This window comes from Streptomyces sp. NPDC002206, from assembly GCF_053593595.1.
The window spans coordinates 264,239-281,883 of record NZ_JBSFCW010000004.1 but is presented as its reverse complement, the minus strand read 5'-3'; the positions used below and the strand labels follow the sequence as shown (position 1 = coordinate 281,883).

The following is a 17,645-nucleotide window of genomic DNA, read 5'->3' as shown; positions in this document are numbered from 1 at the left end:
GCGCGGGTACGACGACGGTGAGCCCGCTGACGACGCCGGCGACCGGTTGGCGGTGACCTCGACGGGGTGCAGGGCGCGGGCGGGCCGGCAGTCCCCGACCGGGATCGCCGTTCCGGCCGGGCGAACCCCACCGGTCAGGTCCGAAGTCCCACCGAGCCGATGGAAGTAACCGCGTGACGGAAATCCGCCATGCGGGAAACCCGTCACGCGAGGCATCCCCACTCAAGCCACACGTCTGCCAGGCTGCAGCCGCAGTTTGGCAGACGTTCATGGCTCGAATAGGGAGATTCATGCGTTCCATAACGCGTATGGCCTTGGGCACGGCGACCGCCGCAGTCCTGGCCGTCACGGTGGTCACGCCTTCCGGGGCGGCGGATACACCGCCTGACGGTGCCTCGGGGAAGCCCATCATCGGCGGCGGGACCGCAACAACGGGTGGCAAGCAGGTGACGGTCACGCTCGTCACCGGCGACAAGGTGCTGGTGACCACGGACAGGTCGGGTCACAGCTCGGCGGCGGTGCTGCCCCGCGAGGACGGCACGCAGCCGATAGTCCAGACCTATCAGAGGGGCAAGGACCTCTACGTCTACCCCGAGGGCGCCTCCCAGGCGATCGCCGAGGGCAAGGTCGACGAGCAGCTGTTCAACGTCACTGGGCTCATCCGCCAGGGATACGACGACACACACACCGACACGCTGCCGCTCATCGCCACCTACCGGAACAGTGTGAACGTCGCCGACAGCGCGCCGGCGGCCCCTCGCGGGTCCGAGCGGGGCCTGAGCCTCCCCGCTGTGGACGGCGTCGCGCTCAAGGCAGGCAAGGACACCGCCGCCGCCTTCTGGCAGGACATCACCAACACCCGCTCACGTTCTGGCTCCACGCTGAAGAAGCTGTGGCTGGACGGCAAGGTCGAGGCCACGCTGGACCAGTCCACCAAGCAGGTGCACGCGCCGGAGGCCTGGGCGGCCGGCTACGACGGCAAGGGCACCAAGGTCGCCGTGCTGGACACGGGCGTGGACGCCGAGCACCCGGACCTGGTGAACCGGGTCGCCGCGTCCAAGAACTTCACGGATTCCAAGACCACCGACGACCGGCAGGGTCACGGCACCCACACTGCCTCCACGGTCGGCGGTTCCGGAGCGGCCAGTGACGGCCGGAAGAAGGGCGTCGCCCCCGGTTCCTCCCTGCTCGTCGGCAAGGTCCTCAACGACGCAGGCTACGGCCTGGACTCCTGGATCATCGCGGGTATGCAGTGGGCCGTCGACCAGAAGGCCGACGTCGTCTCCATGAGCCTGGGCAACCCCAGGATCGGCGACTGCGCCGACCCGATGGCCCAGGCCACGCAGGAGCTGTCGAAGAGCAAGCACACCCTGTTCGTCGTCGCCGCCGGCAACTCCGGCCCGGGCGCCGAGACCGTTTCCTCGCCCGGCTGTGTGCCCGGCGTGCTGACCGTGGGCGCCGTCGACCGCGACGACACCACCGCGCAGTTCTCCAGCCGCGGTCCGGTGGCCGTCACCCACACCCTCAAGCCCGAGATCGCCGCCCCCGGCGTCGATATCTCGGCGGCGGCCGCGGGCGGCCGCGGCGTCTATGCCTACCGGACGATGTCGGGCACCTCCATGGCCACCCCGCATGTCGCGGGCGCTGCGGCCGTCGTCCGCCAGGCGCACCCGGACTGGACCGCGCAGCAGATCAAGGCTGCCCTGGTCTCCTCCGCCCGCACCGGCGGCAAGGTCGCCGGCGCCGACCAGACCGGCGGTGGGGTGCTTGACGTGTTCGGCGCGGTGAACCAGAAGGCGCTCTCCGCGCCGGCTGTCCAGGCCGGCAGCTACAACTGGCCGCAGGACGCGTCGGACCGCACCACCGTGCAGGTGCCCTTCACCAACACCAGCGACAGCGACCTGACGCTCCATCTGAAGCTCAGCGGTGTGCACGGCAACGACGGCAGCGACGTCACCTCCGGAATCATCAAGCCGGAGGAGAACAAGGTGACGGTCCCGGCGGGGGCCACCGCTCAGGTGCCGCTGCAGATCGACCCCACCGCCCGTCTGAAGGACGCCCAGTACGGTGCGGTCACCGGCCGGATCCTGGCCACCGACGGCGATGTGCACGTCTCCGTGCCCGTCACCCTCTACGTCCAGCCGGAGACGGTCACCCTCCGGGTCAAGGTCGTCGACCGCAACGGCAAGCCCGCGACCGGCACCTCCTCCCTGGACGTCGCCAGCATCGACTCCGACGAGGGCGAGCGCCGCACCAACGCGGGTGCGCCCGAGCAGACCTACCGTGTGCGCCCGGGCGACTACGCCCTCAGCAGCTTCGTAGCGACGCCCGACGCGAGCAACAAGCCCGAATCGGTCAGCTACCTCGCCCACCCGCAGATGCGGATCACCAAGGACACCACCGTCGTCCTCGACGCCCGCAAGGCCCACCAGCTGAGCCTGCACACCGACCGCCCCTCGACGCTGCGGGGCACCACGTTGAACTACGCCCGCACGTGGGACGACACCTGGCAGCTCAGCGGAACACTCACGGCCGGCAGCGCCGTGCAGAAGTTCTACGCGGACATCGACGGGCGCGCCCAGAAGGGCACCTTCGAGTTCCGGCCCACCTGGCGCGCGACCGGCTCCGAGGACGGCTCGTCCTACGTCTACAACCTGTCGTTCCCGACCGAGGGCCCGCTGCACTCCGACCAGGCCTACCAGCCGAATGACTCCCGGCTGGCCCAGGTCACCGAGACGTGGCATGCCATGGGCAAGGAGGCCGACTACATCGACGCGCTGTTCCTCCGTCCCTCCGGGAGCAGCGACACCCGGATTCCCGTGAGCCTGTTCCAGACGGTCCACGTGCCTGGTACCCGCACCGCCTATTACACGACCGGCGACGACGCCTGGTACCACGGCGCGATGACCAGCTTCCCGTTTGCCGCGTTCATGTCGGACCACGATCGCACCTACAAGGCCGGACAGCGGAGCGCCGAGGAGTGGTACGGCGGCCCCCTGCGGCCGGGCGCGGCGCGCGACGCCGACGGCAACCTGATGCTGGCCGCCGAGCGGCAGGGCAACCTGTTCGGCATCCAGAACGCGCTCTGGGTCGACGGCTCCGGCGACCACTGGACCTACGGCGGGTCGTTCGGCGACATCGGCAAGATGTCGCTGAAGCGCAACGGTGAGGAGATCGGCAGAATCACCTATCCGTACGGCGTGTTCGAGGTACCGGACGAGGACTCCGCGTACGAGCTCACCCAGCACCTGGAGAAGATCTACACCGGCGACCGCAACTGGCTGCGTTCCACCGCTGCCGACACCACCTGGAGCTTCCGCTCCCACCGGGAGTCCGACGTCTACTCCCGCGGCCTGCCGCTCCTCCACCCGGCGTACGACCTGCCGGTGGACGGCATGAACACCCTGCCCGCGCAGAGCGGCATCAAGGTCGGCCTGTCGGTCGAGGGTCACGCCGGGTACACCGCGGGCGCGATCACAGCGGCCTCGCTGTCCTACTCCTACGACGGCGGCACCACCTGGACCCAGGCGCCGACCGAGCAGCAGGACGGCAAGTGGACGGCGGTCCTCGACCACACCGGCGCCGCCGGCAAGCAGGTCATGACGAAGGCCACCTTCACCGACGCCAACGGCAACGCGGTCACCCAGACCATCACCCGCGCCTACGACGTCCGGTAACCACACGGTCCGGCCGGGCGGTCTCCCGCAACGGGCGGCCCGCCCGGCCGGCCACCTGCTGTTCCCACCTACCAGGCCCACGAAGAACTCGGCCGGGCCGTGCGCACGATCTTCCTGCGACTATCTGACCGGCCCCGATCTGCGGCGGGAGATCCACGGCGGGCTCCAGGTGGTGGAGAACTGGAACAGCGCGAACACCGTCCTCCACACCTGTCGTGCCGAGAGGGACGAGAGCCGCTGGGTTCGCCCCGGCAATGTGAGATCTCGTGAGGCATGAGAGGGTCTGACGGGTGAGCAAGACACCATCGAACACCCTGCAATACCGCTTTGACGGGCCAGAAGACGCACCGATCCTGGTGATCGGTCCCTCACTCGGTACCACATGGCACATGTGGGACCGGCAGATACCGGAGCTCTCCCAGCACTGGCGGATCTTCCGCTTCGACCTGCCGGGCCACGGCGGTGCCCTAGCCCACCCGGTCACCGCCGTCGGTGAGCTCTCCGACCGGCTGCTGGCCACCCTCGATGGTCTCGGTGTCCAGCGCTTCGGGTACGCGGGCTGCTCCATCGGCGGCGCGATCGGCGCCGACCTCGCGCTGCGCCATCCGCACCGGGTCGCCTCGCTGGCCCTGGTCGCCGCCTCGCCCCGATTCGGCAGCGCCGACGAGTTCCGGCAGCGCGGGGTGGTCGTCCGCACCAACGGCCTGGAGCCGATCGCCCGCAGCGCGCCGGAGCGCTGGTTCACCCCCGGCTTCGCCGCCGCCCAGGCCGCCATCGTCGAGTGGGCCGTCCAGATGGTCCGCACCACCGACCCCGGTTGTTACATCGCCGCCTGCGAAGCGCTCGCCGCCTTCGATATCCGTACCGAACTCAGCCGCATCGGCGTCCCGACCCTCGTACTGGTCGGCGCCGAGGACCAGGTCACCGGGCCCGCCGAGGCCCGGACCCTGGTCGCGGGCATCCCCGACGCCCGACTCGCCCTCGTCCCCGGGGCCTCGCACCTCGCCCCGGTCGAGCAGCCCGCCGCCGTCACCGACCTGCTCGTCACCCACTTCTTGACGAGCTGGCAGGACACCCTCGCCGCCATCCCCGTCCCGGGCACCGGCCCTGCACTCTCCGCTCGCGTGCTGCCCGTCGCGGAGATCGCCCCCGCCGCGGCCGCGCCCGACACCGTGACCTCTGGCCGCCCGGACCCGTACGACCCGGGGATGAAGGTCCGCCGCGAAGTGCTCGGCGATGCCCACGTCGACCGGGTCCTGGCCGCGTCCGACGACTTCACCGGCGAGTTCCAGGAGCTCGTCACGCGCTACGCCTGGGGCGAGACCTGGACCCGGGAGGGCCTGGACCGCCGTACCCGCAGCTGCGTCACGCTCACCGCACTGGTCACCTCCGGCCATCTGGAGGGCCTCGCCTCGCATATCAGGGCCGCCCTGCGCAACGGGCTGACCCCCGCCGAGATCAAGGAAGTATTGCTGCAGACCGCCGTGTACTGCGGCATACCGGCTGCGGGCGCCGCCTTCACCATCGCCCAGTCGGTGATTCAGGAAGAAACCACGCCCCGGCCGTAGCAGGATGAGCACCATGAACGCTGCGAACCCTGTGCACCTGACCCTGACCAAGAAGACGCACTCCTGCATCCGGCTGGAGAAGGACGGGCGGACGCTCGTCATCGACCCGGGCGGCTTCTCGGAGCAGGACGCGGCACTCGGCGCCGACGCGATGCTCGTGACCCACGAGCACGCCGACCACTTCGACGAGGGCCGGCTGCGGGCCGGCCTGGAGGCCAACCCGGCCGCAGAGATCTGGACCCTGCGCAGCGTCGCGGAACAGCTCTCCGCGGCCTTCCCCGGCCGGGTGCACACCGTCGGTCACGGCGACACGTTCACCGCCGCAGGATTCGACGTACAGGTGCACGGTGAACTGCACGCGGTGATCCACCCCGACATCCCGCGGATCACCAACATCGGCTTCCTGGTGGACGGTTCGCTCTTCCACCCGGGGGACGCGCTCACCGTCCCCGACCACCCCGTCGACACGCTGATGCTCCCGGTGATGGCCCCCTGGAACAAGATCTCCGAGGTCATCGACTACGTGCGCGAGGTCAAACCGCGCCGGGCGATCGACATCCACGACGCGCTGCTCACGGATCTCGCCCGCCCGATCTACGACCGGCAGATCGGCAGCCTCGGCGGCGCCGACCACGGCCGGCTGACCCCCGGGGACTCGACCGGCCTGTGACCGGCGCCGGTCCGGCGACTGTCAGTGGGAGCCGCTAGGTTTACGTACATGCGCATCGCCACGTGGAACGTCAATTCGATCACCGCCCGCCTCCCGCGGCTGCTGGCCTGGCTGGAGAGCACCGGCACGGACGTGCTGTGCATCCAGGAGACCAAGTGCACGGCCGAGCAGTTCCCGGCGGACGAGCTGCGCGAGCTCGGCTACGAGTCCGCGGTCAACGCCACGGGCCGGTGGAACGGGGTGGCGCTGGTCTCCCGGGCCGGCCTGTCCGACGTCGTGATGGGGCTGCCCGACGGGCCCGACTACGACGGAGTGCAGGAGCCCCGGGCGATCTCCGCGACCTGTGGCCCGGTCCGCCTCTGGTCGGTGTACGTGCCGAACGGGCGCGAGATCGAGCACCCGCACTACGCGTACAAGCTGCGCTGGTTCGAGGCCCTGGAGAAGGCGGTGGCCGCGGACGCCGCGGGCTCGCAGCCGTTCGCGGTGCTGGGCGATTTCAACGTGGCCCCGACCGACGAGGACGTCTGGGACCCGGCCCTGTTCGAGGGCGCCACCCATGTCACCCCCGCCGAGCGCGCCGCCCTCGCCGCACTGCGCCAGGAGGGCCTGTCGGACGTCATGCCGCGCCCGCTCAAGTACGACCGCGCGTACACCTTCTGGGACTACCGCGAGCTGCGCTTCCCGAAGAACAAGGGCATGCGGATCGACCTGGTCTACGGCAACGGCCCGTTCACGGTGGCGGTCAAGGACAGCTACGTGGACCGCGAGGAGCGCAAGGGCAAGGGCGCGTCCGACCACGCGCCGGTGGTCGTCGACCTGGAGCTGTGACCCGTCGGCCGGTGACGAACGGCCTGATCCTGGCGCAGAATGACGCCCTGATCATGCAAAGTCCTGGGGGGACCATGCACAGCCGTACCCGCACCGCCGCAGCCGCCACCGGTGCCGCCGCCCTGCTCCTCGTCCTCACCGGCTGCGGCGACGAGCCCGCCAAGGCCGATCCGAAGGCCTGCAGGGCCGTCATGGAGAAGCGGTTCGTGGAGAACACCGCCGACGGCACCGTCCCGCCGGAGTGCAAGGGCATCGACAACAAGGTCCTGGCCGGCTTCGTCGAGGACATGTTCAACGCCCATATCGGCGACGCGACGAAAGAGGCCGCCAAGGACCTGGAGGACGAGCTGGGCGGTATGAAGGTGACGGTCAGCGACCCGCCCTCGCCCAGCCCCTGACCGAGCCACCCGGCATGATCCGAACGAGAGGACCTACGACGCCTCGAGGTGCGGCGCGTGGGTCCGGACCGCGGCCAGCACCTGCCGCTTGGACGGGTTGACCATCGAGTGGCCGGCCACGGACACCGTCGGCACGGTCTCGTTCCCGTCGGCGACCGAGCGGACGAACGCCGCCGCCTCGGGGTCCCGCCAGATGTTCACCTCGGTGTAGGTGAGGCGGCTGAACCGCAGCCGCAGACGCAGCTTCATGCAGTACGGGCAGCCGGGCCGCCAGTAGACGACCATGCCGTCGTGGTCCTCGGCCATGCGGGTCCCCCGTTCGCGTAGGCGTGGGGTGGATCCTAACCGGCCCGGCCGGAGCCCGGGCGGGCGGTGCTGTCAGTGGCCGCCGATACGGTGGTTCCTGTCATTGTCCCGCTTGCTGGCTGCTTGCGAAGACTCGGACCGCGCCCCGCCCGTTCAGCGCCGGGCGGGGCGTGCGGACGGCGCGTGCGGCGGCGCGCGGCCGGGTGCGTGCACCGGGTTCAGTCCTCGAACGACAGGCCGCGCGCCCTGTGGTGCGTATCCCGGCCGGGATGCGACCCTGAGTGATATGAACATCCCTTTCTTGGACAACTGGCGTAAGCGTCACGACGGTAGGCGCGGGGCGGGCCTCGCGGCCGCCGTCGAGGTCGACCCGGAGGGCGTCGCCGAGCTGCTCGCCGAGTGTGAGCTGCTGCGTGTCCGAGTGGGGCAGCGCGGACTGGAACTCGACGACACACCGGCCTCGTTGACGGCGCTCGACCAGCTGCCGCCGCGCTGGCGCGACGACCCCGAGGAGCTGCCCTGGCTGGGCAACGACGCCGGGCTGTATCTCGGCACCGTCCTCGTGCGCAACGTCCCGGGCGCGGCCTGGCACATCTGGCCGAGCGGTCAGCCCGTGGTGCGGCTCACCTCCGGGCGGGAGATCGATGTCGTCGAGGCGGGGCTCGACTGGGCGATGACCGGCAGCCCCGAGCTCTCACAGGTGTACGCAGAGTCAGCCGAAGGATAGTCCACCACCAAAACCAAATAAAACGCCTTATGCACTATTTATGCGTGTCGGGTGCGAAGTCCCTTATCGGGATGGATAGTTTGCGCTGAACTCGACACAGCGATAAGTGGGTAGGGCAGCGTATGGCCGTCGATCCGTTGATCGAGCTGCGGGACGTCAATAAGCACTACGGAGCATTGCACGTACTGCAGGACATCAATCTCACCGTCGGCCGCGGGGAGGTGGTGGTGGTCATCGGCCCCTCAGGCTCCGGCAAATCAACGCTCTGCCGAACCATCAACAGGCTTGAGACGATCGAGTCGGGTCATATCGCGATCGACGGCAGACCCCTCCCGGAGGAGGGGAAGGGACTCGCGCAACTGCGCGCCGAAGTCGGCATGGTGTTCCAGTCGTTCAATCTGTTCGCGCACAAGACCGTGCTGGCCAACGTCTCGCTCGCCCAGCTCAAGGTCCGCAAACGCAAGAAGGACGAATGCGACGCGCGGTCCCGGGAGCTCCTGGAGCGGGTCGGGCTCGCCTCGCAGGCCGACAAGTACCCCGCCCAGCTCTCCGGAGGCCAGCAGCAGCGGGTGGCCATCGCCCGCGCCCTGGCCATGGACCCCAAGGCCCTCCTCTTCGACGAACCGACCTCGGCGCTCGACCCGGAGATGATCAATGAGGTGCTTGAGGTCATGCAACAGCTCGCCAGGGATGGCATGACCATGGTCGTCGTCACGCACGAGATGGGGTTCGCCAGGTCCGCTGCCAATCGCGTGGTCTTCATGGCGGACGGTCGCATCGTCGAGGACCGCACCCCGGAGGCGTTCTTCACCGCCCCGGAGAGCGACCGCGCCAAGGACTTCCTGTCCAAGATCCTCAAGCACTGACGGGAGGCCCCCAGTTGCGTACGAGAAAAGTGCTGGCCGCCTGTGCGGGGATCCTGCTGGCCGTCGTTGCAGTCGGCTGCGGCAAGGAAGGCAGCCCTCCGGTGAAGGGGCCGAAGCCGGCGCAGCTGCCCGTGTACAAGGTCGACACCGGCTTCCGGCTGCCCGAGTCGAAAACCTGGACGAAGGCGAAGAAGCGCGGCTACCTCCGGGTCGGGGCCAAGGAGGACCAGCCGTACCTGGGCGAGAAGGACCCGGCCACCGGCCTCTACTCCGGCTTCGACATCGAGATCGCCAGGATGATGGCCGCCTCGCTCGGCTTCGACCCGAAGACGATCCGCTTCAAGACGATCGCCTCCGCCAACCGCGAGACCGCGCTGCAGAACGGCCAGATCGACTACTACGTCGGCACCTACACCATCAACGAGATGCGCAAGAAGCTCGTCGGCTTCGCCGGACCGTACTTCATGGCCGGGCAGTCGCTCCTCGTCCGCACGGACGAGCACGACATCAACGGCCCGCAGGACCTGGCCGGCAGGACGGTCTGCTCGGCGGCCGGCTCGACCCCGTACCAGCGGATCGCGGCCGACTACCCGAAGGCGATCCTGGTCGCCTACGACACGTACTCGATCTGTGTCGACAACCTGCTGACCTACCAGGTCGACGCCGTCACCACCGACGACGCCATCCTGCTGGGCTTCGCCGCCAAGGCGCCCAAGGAGTTGAAGGTGGTCGGCAAGCCGTTCTCCGAGGAGCCGTACGGGATCGGGGTACCGCGCAGCGACAACGCGCTGCGGTTCGCACTCAACGACGCTCTTGAGGCCAACGAGAAGAACGGCAACTGGAAGAAGGCGTTCGAGGCCACCCTCGGCCTGTCCGGAGTGCCCACACCGACTCCGCCGCCCATCGACCGCTACCCGGCGACCTGAGGGGACGGGCCACACCATGGACGTACTGACAGAGAACTTCTCGACCTACGCCGAAGGGTTCCTCGGCACCCTCGAACTCACCGTCTTCGCCTCGATCCTGGCGCTGGTGCTCGGCTTCGTGATGGCCTCGTTCCGGGTGGCGCCCGTCGGCTCGCTCCGGGTGTTCGGCACCGTCTGGGTGATGGTGCTGCGCAACACCCCGCTGACCCTGCTCTTCTTCGCCGTCCTCCTCGGCCTGCCGCGCTTCGGCCTGGTCCTGCCGTTCAAGGTCTTCGCGGTCCTCGCGCTCGGCTGCTACACCTCCGCGTTCATCTGCGAGGCGCTGCGCTCCGGCATCAACACCGTGCCGCAAGGCCAGGGTGAGGCCGCCCGCAGCCTCGGTATGACCTTCGGACAGACGCTGGGCTCCGTGGTGCTGCCACAGGCGTTCCGCTCGGTGATCCCGCCGGTCGGCTCGACGCTCATCGCCCTTGCCAAGAACTCGGCGATCGCCGGGGCGTTCAGCGTCACCGAGCTGCTCGGCACCTACAAGACGCTCAACGAGCTGGGCTACAACATCATTTGGACCTTCGTCTGGATCGCCGTCGGCTACCTGATCATCACCCTGTCCATCAGTGCGCTCTTCAATGTGATGGAGAAGCGCTGGGGAGTCGCCCGATGACCACCCACGCCCCCGAAGCCACCGCGCTGTACGACATCCCGGGCCCGGTCACCCGCAAACGGCACAGGGTGTACGGGATCGTCTCCACGGTCCTGATCCTCGCCCTGGTCGGCTGGATCATCTATCTGCTCTTCGCCACCGAGCAGTTCACCAGCGCCAAGTGGTCACCCTTCGAGTACAAGGGCATCCAGGAACTGCTGCTGCGCGGACTCGGCAACACGCTGAAGGCGTTCGCGTACGCCGCGGTGCTCTCGCTGGCACTCGGGGCGGTCCTGGCCGTCGGGCGGCTCTCCGAACACCGGGCGGTGCGCTGGCTCGCCACGCTCGTCGTCGAGTTCTTCCGGGCCATGCCCGTGCTGGTAATGATCTTCTTCATCTTCGTGGCGCTGAAGGTGCAGCCGTTGCCCGCGCTGGTCGCCGGACTGACCCTCTACAACGGCTCGGTGCTCGCCGAGGTGTTCCGTACCGGCATCAACTCGGTGGATCGCGGCCAGCGCGAGGCCGCGTACGCCCTCGGCATGCGCAAGACGCAGGTCATGAGCTTCGTGCTGGCCCCGCAGGCGGTGCGCGCCATGCTGCCCGCCATCATCAGCCAGCTGGTGGTGGCGTTGAAGGACACCTCGCTCGGGTACTTGATCACGTACGAGGAATTCCTCCACGCCGGCAAACTCATCGCGTCCAACCTCGACTACGATCTTCCCTTCATCCCCGTGGTGATGGTGATCTCGCCGATCTACATCGGGATGTGCATGCTGCTCTCCTGGTTCGCCACCTGGGTGGCCAAGCGGGAGCGGCGCAACCCGAAGACGAAGGCCGTGGAAGTCGCACCGGCCGAACCAGAGACGCTGCTGCCGGGAGTGCAGTAGCCCAGACCGGCCGTACAGCGGTCTGGAGGAGCGGTGCCCGCCCGGCAGCAGCCGGTGATCACTTCTGGCGCAACGGAACGGACAGGTACGAGGGGTCCGTGTCCGGCGAGGAGAAGGTCAGCTGTGATCCGGCCGGGTTGTGCTCGATATAGAGCGGGTCGACTGTGTCGACGACCAGGGCAAGTCGGTGACCGGCCGGAATGTCGTAGGCCGTGGAGAACAGCTCCAGGTCCACGCCGAACGGCCGCCCCGGCGTCTGTCCGTGGAAGGTATAGGGGGCGTTACTGACCAGCTTGCCGAGGCCGAGCGGCCCCTCGTCGTAGAGATAGGCGACGAGGGTGCCGCTCTCCTTGTTGCTGGTGACCGTGGTGTGGAGCTTCGCCGTGCCGCGGATGCGCTGTGCGGAGCCGTACCGTTCGGACTGCCAGACGCCTGCGAAGGTGCGCGGCAGCAGGGGGATCGAGGCGACCGGAGGCAGCTTCACGAACTGGTCGAGGGCGTTCGACAGCATCACGATGCCGCCGTCGGCGCCCGAGTCGACGTTCGCGTAGATCTTCTTCGTACCGCTCAGCGCGATCCGCTTCCGGTCAGCGCCGACCGACCTCCAGTCCGGGTAGCCCTCGTAGCCGCTGTCCGTACGGGACTTGAGCTGGACCGGCTGTTCCTGGTCGATGCCGTTGCGCACGCCCTTGAGGTAGCGGTCGAACCAGCGGTGGGCGTCGGTCCAGGTGTCGTTGGGCAGGCCGAGCAGACCGGTGGCTTCGGCGGTGGCGTGGTCGCCGGGACGGAACTCCAGGCGCTTGGGGCCGCTGAGCTTCTCGTAGAACGAGGCGTACTGGTTGGGTGGGAAGATGGTGTCGCCCCACGCGTTGCCCATCATGACCGCGGCGCCGTTGGCGTTGATCTCGTCCAGATACGTGGCGGGGGAGCGCTTCTTCCCCCAGGCGATCATGTCCGCCTCCTTGGCCAGGTTGGACCCGAGGAAGTCGGCGAGCGTCGTGTTCAGTTCGTCGCTCGGGCGGCCGGTGAGCAGGCCGGCCCCACCGAGCAGTGCGGCGGCCTGGAGGTGCTGGGTGCGGCCGCTGTAGATGGAGTCGATGAGGTCGGCCCAACCGCTCAGCGCGACCACGGCCTTGATCCGCTTGTCGTGGCCGGCCGCGAGCAGGCTGATGCCCGCTCCGTACGACACACCGCCCATGCCGATGCGCTGCGGGTCGGCGGGGGTGTGGGCGAGGGCCCAGTCGATGACGGCGGAGACATCCGCGATGTCCGGCGGCCCGGCGACCTCGATCCTCCCGCCGGAGAGCCAGAAGCCGCGTGAGGTGTAACTGACCACCACATAGCCGGAGTCGGCCAGTTGCTGTGCCTGCGCGAGATACTCGATCTGCGGCGTCGCCCAGCTGGAGGGCAGCACGATCAGCGGGTGCCTGTCGCCCGGCTCCGCACCGGCGGGTGTGAAGACATTGCCCTTGAGCCTGATCCCGCCGGAGCCGGGGATGTCGTAGAACTTCAGGCTCGGGGCCGACGCCGCCGCGGGTGCGGCGAGGGGCTGGGCGACGGCCGCCGGAGCCGCGCCGAGGGCGGCTCCGGCGATCAGGACGGCGGCGGTTCCGATGGATGCGGTGGTGCGCAGAGCCGGATACGGACGTCCCACGGGTCACTCCTCACGCGTGTCAGTGCAAAGTGACCCGACGGTAACCCTGGCCATTTACCGTTGGTAACTCCCCGGTAAGTTTCGTGAGCGTAACAATTGTTGGACGTGGTGTCAGCGGTGACGCGAGGTCAGGGCGTCGGAGGCGTCAGAGGTGTCGCGGACTCGCGGATCAGTTGAGGGCGCTCTTCGCCTGCCAGTCGGACCAGGACACATTCCACGCCCCGTAGCCGTTGCCCTCTGCGACCGTGCCCTTGGCGTCCGCGCCGGTGATCTCGAACGGGTCGCCGACCTGCGCCTTTTGGTACAGCTCCGCGGCGTTCGCGTCGCTCATCCCCACACAGCCGGAACTGTGGTTGGCGACCCCGAAGTACGCGGCGTTCCACGGCGCGGCATGGGCGTACATCCCCGACCAGGTCAGCCGCATCGACGAGTCGACCATCTTGTCGTACGCGTCGCCCAGGCCGACCGTCTCGGAGCGCATGTTGATCGTGCCCTCCTTCGCCATCAGTACGGCCGTGCCCCGCCAGGACGCCTTGTCCCCGCCCGGGGTGCCCGCCGACATGGGCACGTCCATGATCGCCTCTCCGTCCCGGTGCAACGCCAGCCGGTGCCGGTCGAGGTCGACCTTGACCACCTGGTTGCGGCCGATCGTGAACGTCGTCGCGTAGTCGCGCACGAACCAGCCGCCGGCCGGGCCCGAGTCGATGCCGTTCAGATCGGCGTCGAGCGTGACGCGCGTACCGGACTTCCAGTACTCCTTGGGCCGCCAGTCGATCCTGTCCTTGCCGGAGTAGTCCTGCAGCCAGCCCCAGGACCCCTCGGTGTTGTTCGACGTGGTGACCTTCAGCCCCCTCTCGACCGCGGCCTTGTCCTTCACCGGGTTGTCGAAGACGATCGACAGCGGCTGGGCGATGCCGACCGTGGTGTTCTTGCCGGGGGCGAGCGTCAGCTTGTTGACCTTGTCGGCCGCGGCGGTCGAGAACCCCGCGCGGTCGGTGCCGCCCCCGGTGTCCGTGGCCTCGACGCTGTACTCGGTACCCGGTGCGGCGACCCGGTCCGACGTCCAGGTCCGGCCGTCGCCGGATATCCGGCCGGTGAGCGCGTCACCCTCGGCGGCGGTCACGTTCACCGTCTTCAGCTTCCCGTCGGCCAGCGTCACCGTCACCGGCTTGCCCGCGGCGGCCTTCGTGCCCTGGAGGTTCACCGTGATCCTGGTGTCCGGAGTCCTGGCGGGCCCGGCATCATGACCGGACCCGGAACCCGAGTCCGATGCGGCGGCGCCCGAGCAGGCGGTGAGGGCGGCGCCGAACACCGCCGTGCCTGCGATCAGAGTCAGCCGGGCCGGGCGGGCGAACAAGGCGGTGCGGCGTATGCGCCGGCATGCAGAGATCAACGGAAGAACCTCCATGGCAGTGCTTCTCATCGGTGAGAGGCATGAACTCGACCATAGATTCCGCAAATACCGGGAAAACCATGGATTCCCTTGTGTGACAAGGAACGCAGCGCAACGGTCATCGTCCGGTCACATTCGCCGCGCGGACCCGTCATAGGCCGCTGTGAGCATCCTGTGCAGCCCGCCGAGCCGTCGGCCGGGCGGAACCAGGGGAGGGCCACGGACATGTCAGCGCTGCTCGCGACCGGTGACCGCAGAGGTGAACAGGGGCTACGGATACGCAGTCTCACCGCTGCCGAGCACCGGGCATGTGTGACCGCGCGCGCCGGGGCGAGCTTTCTTCAGTATCCGTCCTGGGCCGGCGTGAAGGATCAATGGAAGTCGGAAATGGTCGGATGGAACGGCGACAGCGGTGAATTGGCCGGCAGCGCTCTCGTGCTCTACCGGCAATTCCCCGGCACCCGGAAATACTTCGCCTATCTGCCGGAAGGACCGGTGGCCGACTGGGCCGATCCCGAAATCGACCGCTGGCTGCTGCCATTGATGGCGCATCTACGGAAGGCCGGTGCCTTCGCCGTACGGATCGGCCCGTCGCCGGCGTACCGCCGCTGGGACACCGCCCGGCTCAAGGCAGCCACCGGGCCCCGCCGGAAGGTCGGCGACGTCCTGGCGACCGAGGTGGACCCGCTCGGCACCGTTGTCGCCGAACGGCTCCGGGCACGCGGCTGGCACCGGTGCGGCGGGGACGGCGACGCCGGGAACGACGCCGACGCCCAGCCGCGCTACGTCTTCCAGGTGCCGCTCGCCGGACGCACCCCCGACGACCTGTGGGCGGGGCTCAACCAGGAGTGGCGCCGCAACGTCCGCAAGGCCCAGAAGTGCGGCGTCCGGATCGTTGTCGGCGGTGCGGCCGAACTGCCCGAGTTCCACCGGCTGCTGCGGATCACCGAGGAGCGGGACGGCTTCCGCCTCGGCCGCTCCCTCGCCTACTACCAGCGGCAGTACGCCGTGCTCAACGCCGAACAGCCCGGCCGGATGCAGCTCCGCCTCGCCGTCCACGAAGGCGAGATCCTTGCCGCACACACCATGATCAGCGCCGGGCGGCGGGTCTGGTACCAGACGGGCGCGTCCGCCGACCACCGCCGCGAGGTCCGCCCCAGCAACGCCCTCCAGTGGCAGATGATGCTCGATGCTCTGGCTCTCGGCGCCGAGGAGTACGACATGCGCGGGGTACCCTCCACCCTCGACCCCGACGACCGCTCCTTCGGACTGCTGCGCTGGAAGCTCGGTACCGGCGGACAGGTCGTCGAGACCCTCGGAGAGTGGGAGACATCAGTGGGCGGAGCCGCCAACAACACGCTGTACCGCGCGTTTCAGGCGTACTTGGCGCGCCGGTGACCGCCACCGAGGCGGCCGGAGAGGTCGCAGAGGACGAGCAGCGGAAGGCGACGGACAGGTCGAGGCCGGTGCTGCGCAGCGGCGTCGTCATGGCAGCCGGCTCGGTCGTCTCGCGGGCCACCGGGTTCATACGCTCGGCGGTCGTCGTCGCCGCGCTCGGCACCGGACTCCAGGCCGACGGGTACACGGTCGCCAACACCGTCCCCAACATCCTCTACATGCTCCTCATCGGCGGCGCCCTCAACGCGGTGTTCGTCCCCGAACTGGTGCGGGCCGCCAAGGAACACGCCGACGGAGGCGCCGCGTACACCGACCGGCTGCTCACCGCCTGTGCGGTCGGCCTCGTCGCCCTCACCGGGCTCGCTGTCGCCGGCGCCCCGCTCATCGTCGCTGTCTACACCCCCTACTCGGGTGAGCGGGCGGAGCTCACGATCGCGCTGGCCCGCTACTGCCTGCCGCAGATCCTCTTCTACGGGCTGTTCACGCTCCTCGGTCAAGTACTGAATGCCCGCAACCGGTTCGGCGCGATGATGTGGACCCCGGTCCTCAACAACCTTGTGATCATCGCGGTGTTCGGGCTGTATCTGGGCGTCGCGACAGGCTCCGACGGCACGCTGACCCCCGCGCACGCCCAGTTGCTGGGGTGGGGGACGACGGCCGGGATCGCCGTGCAGACGCTGGCCCTGGTGCCCGCGCTGCGGGCCGCGAAGTTCCGCTGGCGGCCCCGGTTCGACTGGCGGGGGAGCGGTCTCACCCGGCCACTGCGGTCGGCCGGCTGGCTCGTGATGCTGGTACTGACGAACCAGGTTGCCTACTGGGTGGTGACCCGGCTCTCCACCCTTACCGGGCAGCACGCCGCGGACCAGGGCGTGGCGGGCGGCGCGGGCTACACCGCGTACAGCTACGCCTACCAGCTGTGGGTGGTGCCGCAGGGCATCGTGACCGTCTCGCTCGTCACCGCGCTGATGCCGCGGATGAGCCGGGCGGCGGCCGACGGCGATCTGGCCGGGGTGCGTCGCGATGTGTCGTACGCGCTGCGGACGACGGCCGCGGTGGTGGTGCCCGCCGCGGGTGCGCTGTTCGCGCTCGCGCCGTGGGTGATGGGGACCGTGTTCGGGTACGGACGTACCGGCGCCGCCGACATCACGGTGATGGCGGGGATGATGATGGCCTTCGCGCCGGGACTGATTGCGTTCTCCGGGCAGTACGTGCTGTCCCGGGGCTTCTACGCGATGGGCGACACCCGTACGCCGTTCCTTCTGAACCTGGTGATCGCGGCGTTCAACGCGGGGCTGTCCGGGGTCGCGTATCTGTTGCTGCCCGCGCGGTGGGCGGTGACGGGGATGGCCGCGGCGTACTCGGTGGCGCTGTTCGCGGGGTTCGCGGTCACCGCGTATGTGCTGCATCGCAGGGTGTCGGGCGGATCCGGCGAGCGGCGGTCTGCGTTGTGGCGGTCGCCCGGACTGTGGGCGCATGTGCGGCTGGTGGTGGCGTGTGTGCCCGCGGGGGCGCTCGGTTACGGGGCGGCTCGCGCATGCGACGGGGCCGGAGACGTGGTGGCAGCGGCAGCGGGGGTGATGGTGCTTCTGGGGGTGGTGGGGGCGCTGGCCCGGCCGCTGCGGCTCGCCGAGGTCAGTGCCGTGCTGGCCGCGGGGCGGGGGCGGTTGCGGCGGTAGGGGGCGCCGGGGTCGTCCGGTGGCCGCTCTG

15 protein-coding genes and 1 pseudogene are annotated in these 17,645 nt (G+C 69.2%); 13 read left to right on the top strand and 3 right to left on the bottom strand.

Going from position 1 to position 17,645, the window contains the following annotated elements; genetic code table 11:
- Positions 1 to 290 precede the first annotated feature (290 nt).
- From ACWCP8_RS11720 to ACWCP8_RS11695, 6 genes and pseudogenes are all read left to right on the top strand, one after another.
- On the top strand, positions 291 to 3,677 hold the full coding sequence (locus ACWCP8_RS11720; RefSeq protein WP_451115637.1) for a S8 family peptidase: 3,387 nt from the start codon (positions 291 to 293) through the stop codon (positions 3,675 to 3,677).
- 63 nt (positions 3,678 to 3,740) lie between these two features.
- A pseudogene (locus ACWCP8_RS11715) lies at positions 3,741 to 3,882 on the top strand (Tn3 family transposase); the annotation flags it as partial.
- Between the two features lie 85 nt (positions 3,883 to 3,967).
- Positions 3,968 to 5,245, top strand: a complete 1,278-nt coding sequence (pcaDC, locus tag ACWCP8_RS11710; RefSeq protein ID WP_451115635.1) for a bifunctional 3-oxoadipate enol-lactonase/4-carboxymuconolactone decarboxylase PcaDC — start codon at positions 3,968 to 3,970, stop codon at positions 5,243 to 5,245.
- Positions 5,246 to 5,258: 13 nt separating this feature from the next.
- Positions 5,259 to 5,915: an MBL fold metallo-hydrolase gene (locus ACWCP8_RS11705; protein ID WP_326606442.1), complete on the top strand. Its 657-nt coding sequence runs from the start codon at positions 5,259 to 5,261 to the stop codon at positions 5,913 to 5,915.
- Between the two features lie 48 nt (positions 5,916 to 5,963).
- Positions 5,964 to 6,743, top strand: a complete 780-nt coding sequence (locus ACWCP8_RS11700; protein ID WP_352265081.1) for an exodeoxyribonuclease III — start codon at positions 5,964 to 5,966, stop codon at positions 6,741 to 6,743.
- 74 nt (positions 6,744 to 6,817) lie between these two features.
- Complete coding sequence (locus ACWCP8_RS11695) at positions 6,818 to 7,141, top strand: hypothetical protein (RefSeq protein ID WP_352265083.1); 324 nt, start codon at positions 6,818 to 6,820, stop codon at positions 7,139 to 7,141.
- Between the two features lie 33 nt (positions 7,142 to 7,174).
- Here ACWCP8_RS11695 and ACWCP8_RS11690 read toward each other — a convergent pair whose 3' ends face one another.
- A complete protein-coding gene (locus ACWCP8_RS11690) occupies positions 7,175 to 7,447 on the bottom strand; it encodes a mycoredoxin (RefSeq protein ID WP_030916780.1) in 273 nt (90 codons plus the stop codon).
- Between the two features lie 286 nt (positions 7,448 to 7,733).
- On the opposite strand from ACWCP8_RS11690, the gene ACWCP8_RS11685 reads away from it, so the two are divergent.
- The 5 genes from ACWCP8_RS11685 (at position 7,734) to ACWCP8_RS11665 (ending at position 11,493) form a co-directional block, all read left to right on the top strand.
- Complete coding sequence (locus ACWCP8_RS11685; RefSeq protein ID WP_352265084.1) at positions 7,734 to 8,174, top strand: DUF6278 family protein; 441 nt, start codon at positions 7,734 to 7,736, stop codon at positions 8,172 to 8,174.
- A 122-nt stretch (positions 8,175 to 8,296) separates the two neighbouring features.
- Entirely contained in the window at positions 8,297 to 9,040 is a 744-nt protein-coding gene (locus ACWCP8_RS11680; RefSeq protein ID WP_352265086.1) for an amino acid ABC transporter ATP-binding protein, read from the top strand.
- 14 nt (positions 9,041 to 9,054) lie between these two features.
- Positions 9,055 to 9,966 (top strand): glutamate ABC transporter substrate-binding protein, encoded by a 912-nt coding sequence (locus ACWCP8_RS11675; RefSeq protein WP_355997354.1) that lies wholly within the window; start codon positions 9,055 to 9,057, stop codon positions 9,964 to 9,966.
- Between the two features lie 16 nt (positions 9,967 to 9,982).
- A complete protein-coding gene (locus ACWCP8_RS11670) occupies positions 9,983 to 10,627 on the top strand; it encodes an amino acid ABC transporter permease (protein WP_267000303.1) in 645 nt (214 codons plus the stop codon).
- Positions 10,624 to 11,493, top strand: coding sequence for an amino acid ABC transporter permease (locus tag ACWCP8_RS11665; RefSeq protein ID WP_355997358.1), 870 nt, complete (start codon positions 10,624 to 10,626; stop codon positions 11,491 to 11,493). The genes ACWCP8_RS11670 and ACWCP8_RS11665 overlap by 4 nt, the downstream gene beginning before the upstream one ends.
- Positions 11,494 to 11,551: 58 nt before the next feature.
- On the opposite strand, the gene ACWCP8_RS11660 is transcribed toward ACWCP8_RS11665, so the two are convergent.
- Both ACWCP8_RS11660 and ACWCP8_RS11655 read right to left on the bottom strand, forming a co-directional pair.
- Complete coding sequence (locus tag ACWCP8_RS11660) at positions 11,552 to 13,147, bottom strand: CocE/NonD family hydrolase (RefSeq protein ID WP_451115630.1); 1,596 nt, start codon at positions 13,145 to 13,147, stop codon at positions 11,552 to 11,554.
- A 169-nt stretch (positions 13,148 to 13,316) separates the two neighbouring features.
- The gene (locus tag ACWCP8_RS11655) at positions 13,317 to 14,540 is read right to left on the bottom strand and encodes an Ig-like domain-containing protein (protein ID WP_451115628.1); all 1,224 of its coding nucleotides are present in this window, start codon (positions 14,538 to 14,540) and stop codon (positions 13,317 to 13,319) included.
- Positions 14,541 to 14,765: 225 nt separating this feature from the next.
- On the opposite strand from ACWCP8_RS11655, the gene ACWCP8_RS11650 reads away from it, so the two are divergent.
- Together ACWCP8_RS11650 and murJ are read left to right on the top strand one after the other, a co-directional pair.
- Positions 14,766 to 15,938 carry a lipid II:glycine glycyltransferase FemX gene (locus ACWCP8_RS11650; RefSeq protein ID WP_451115626.1) on the top strand — a complete coding sequence of 391 codons (1,173 nt, stop codon included), beginning with the start codon at positions 14,766 to 14,768 and terminating at the stop codon, positions 15,936 to 15,938.
- Positions 15,935 to 17,614 (top strand): murein biosynthesis integral membrane protein MurJ, encoded by a 1,680-nt coding sequence (murJ, locus tag ACWCP8_RS11645; RefSeq protein ID WP_451115624.1) that lies wholly within the window; start codon positions 15,935 to 15,937, stop codon positions 17,612 to 17,614. The genes ACWCP8_RS11650 and murJ overlap by 4 nt, the downstream gene beginning before the upstream one ends.
- Positions 17,615 to 17,645 lie beyond the last annotated feature (31 nt).

What these genes read in the sequence shown, in the direction of transcription:
- ACWCP8_RS11720 (WP_451115637.1), top strand. Translation starts at nt 291, where the DNA reads ATGCGTTCCATAACGCGTATGGCCTTGGGCACGGCGACCGCCGCAGTC.
- ACWCP8_RS11705 (WP_326606442.1), top strand. Translation starts at nt 5,259, where the DNA reads ATGAACGCTGCGAACCCTGTGCACCTGACCCTGACCAAGAAGACGCAC.
- ACWCP8_RS11700 (WP_352265081.1), top strand. Translation starts at nt 5,964, where the DNA reads ATGCGCATCGCCACGTGGAACGTCAATTCGATCACCGCCCGCCTCCCG.
- ACWCP8_RS11695 (WP_352265083.1), top strand. Translation starts at nt 6,818, where the DNA reads ATGCACAGCCGTACCCGCACCGCCGCAGCCGCCACCGGTGCCGCCGCC.
- ACWCP8_RS11690 (WP_030916780.1), bottom strand. Translation starts at nt 7,447, where the DNA reads ATGGCCGAGGACCACGACGGCATGGTCGTCTACTGGCGGCCCGGCTGC.
- ACWCP8_RS11685 (WP_352265084.1), top strand. Translation starts at nt 7,734, where the DNA reads ATGAACATCCCTTTCTTGGACAACTGGCGTAAGCGTCACGACGGTAGG.
- ACWCP8_RS11680 (WP_352265086.1), top strand. Translation starts at nt 8,297, where the DNA reads ATGGCCGTCGATCCGTTGATCGAGCTGCGGGACGTCAATAAGCACTAC.
- ACWCP8_RS11670 (WP_267000303.1), top strand. Translation starts at nt 9,983, where the DNA reads ATGGACGTACTGACAGAGAACTTCTCGACCTACGCCGAAGGGTTCCTC.
- ACWCP8_RS11665 (WP_355997358.1), top strand. Translation starts at nt 10,624, where the DNA reads ATGACCACCCACGCCCCCGAAGCCACCGCGCTGTACGACATCCCGGGC.
- ACWCP8_RS11650 (WP_451115626.1), top strand. Translation starts at nt 14,766, where the DNA reads ATGTCAGCGCTGCTCGCGACCGGTGACCGCAGAGGTGAACAGGGGCTA.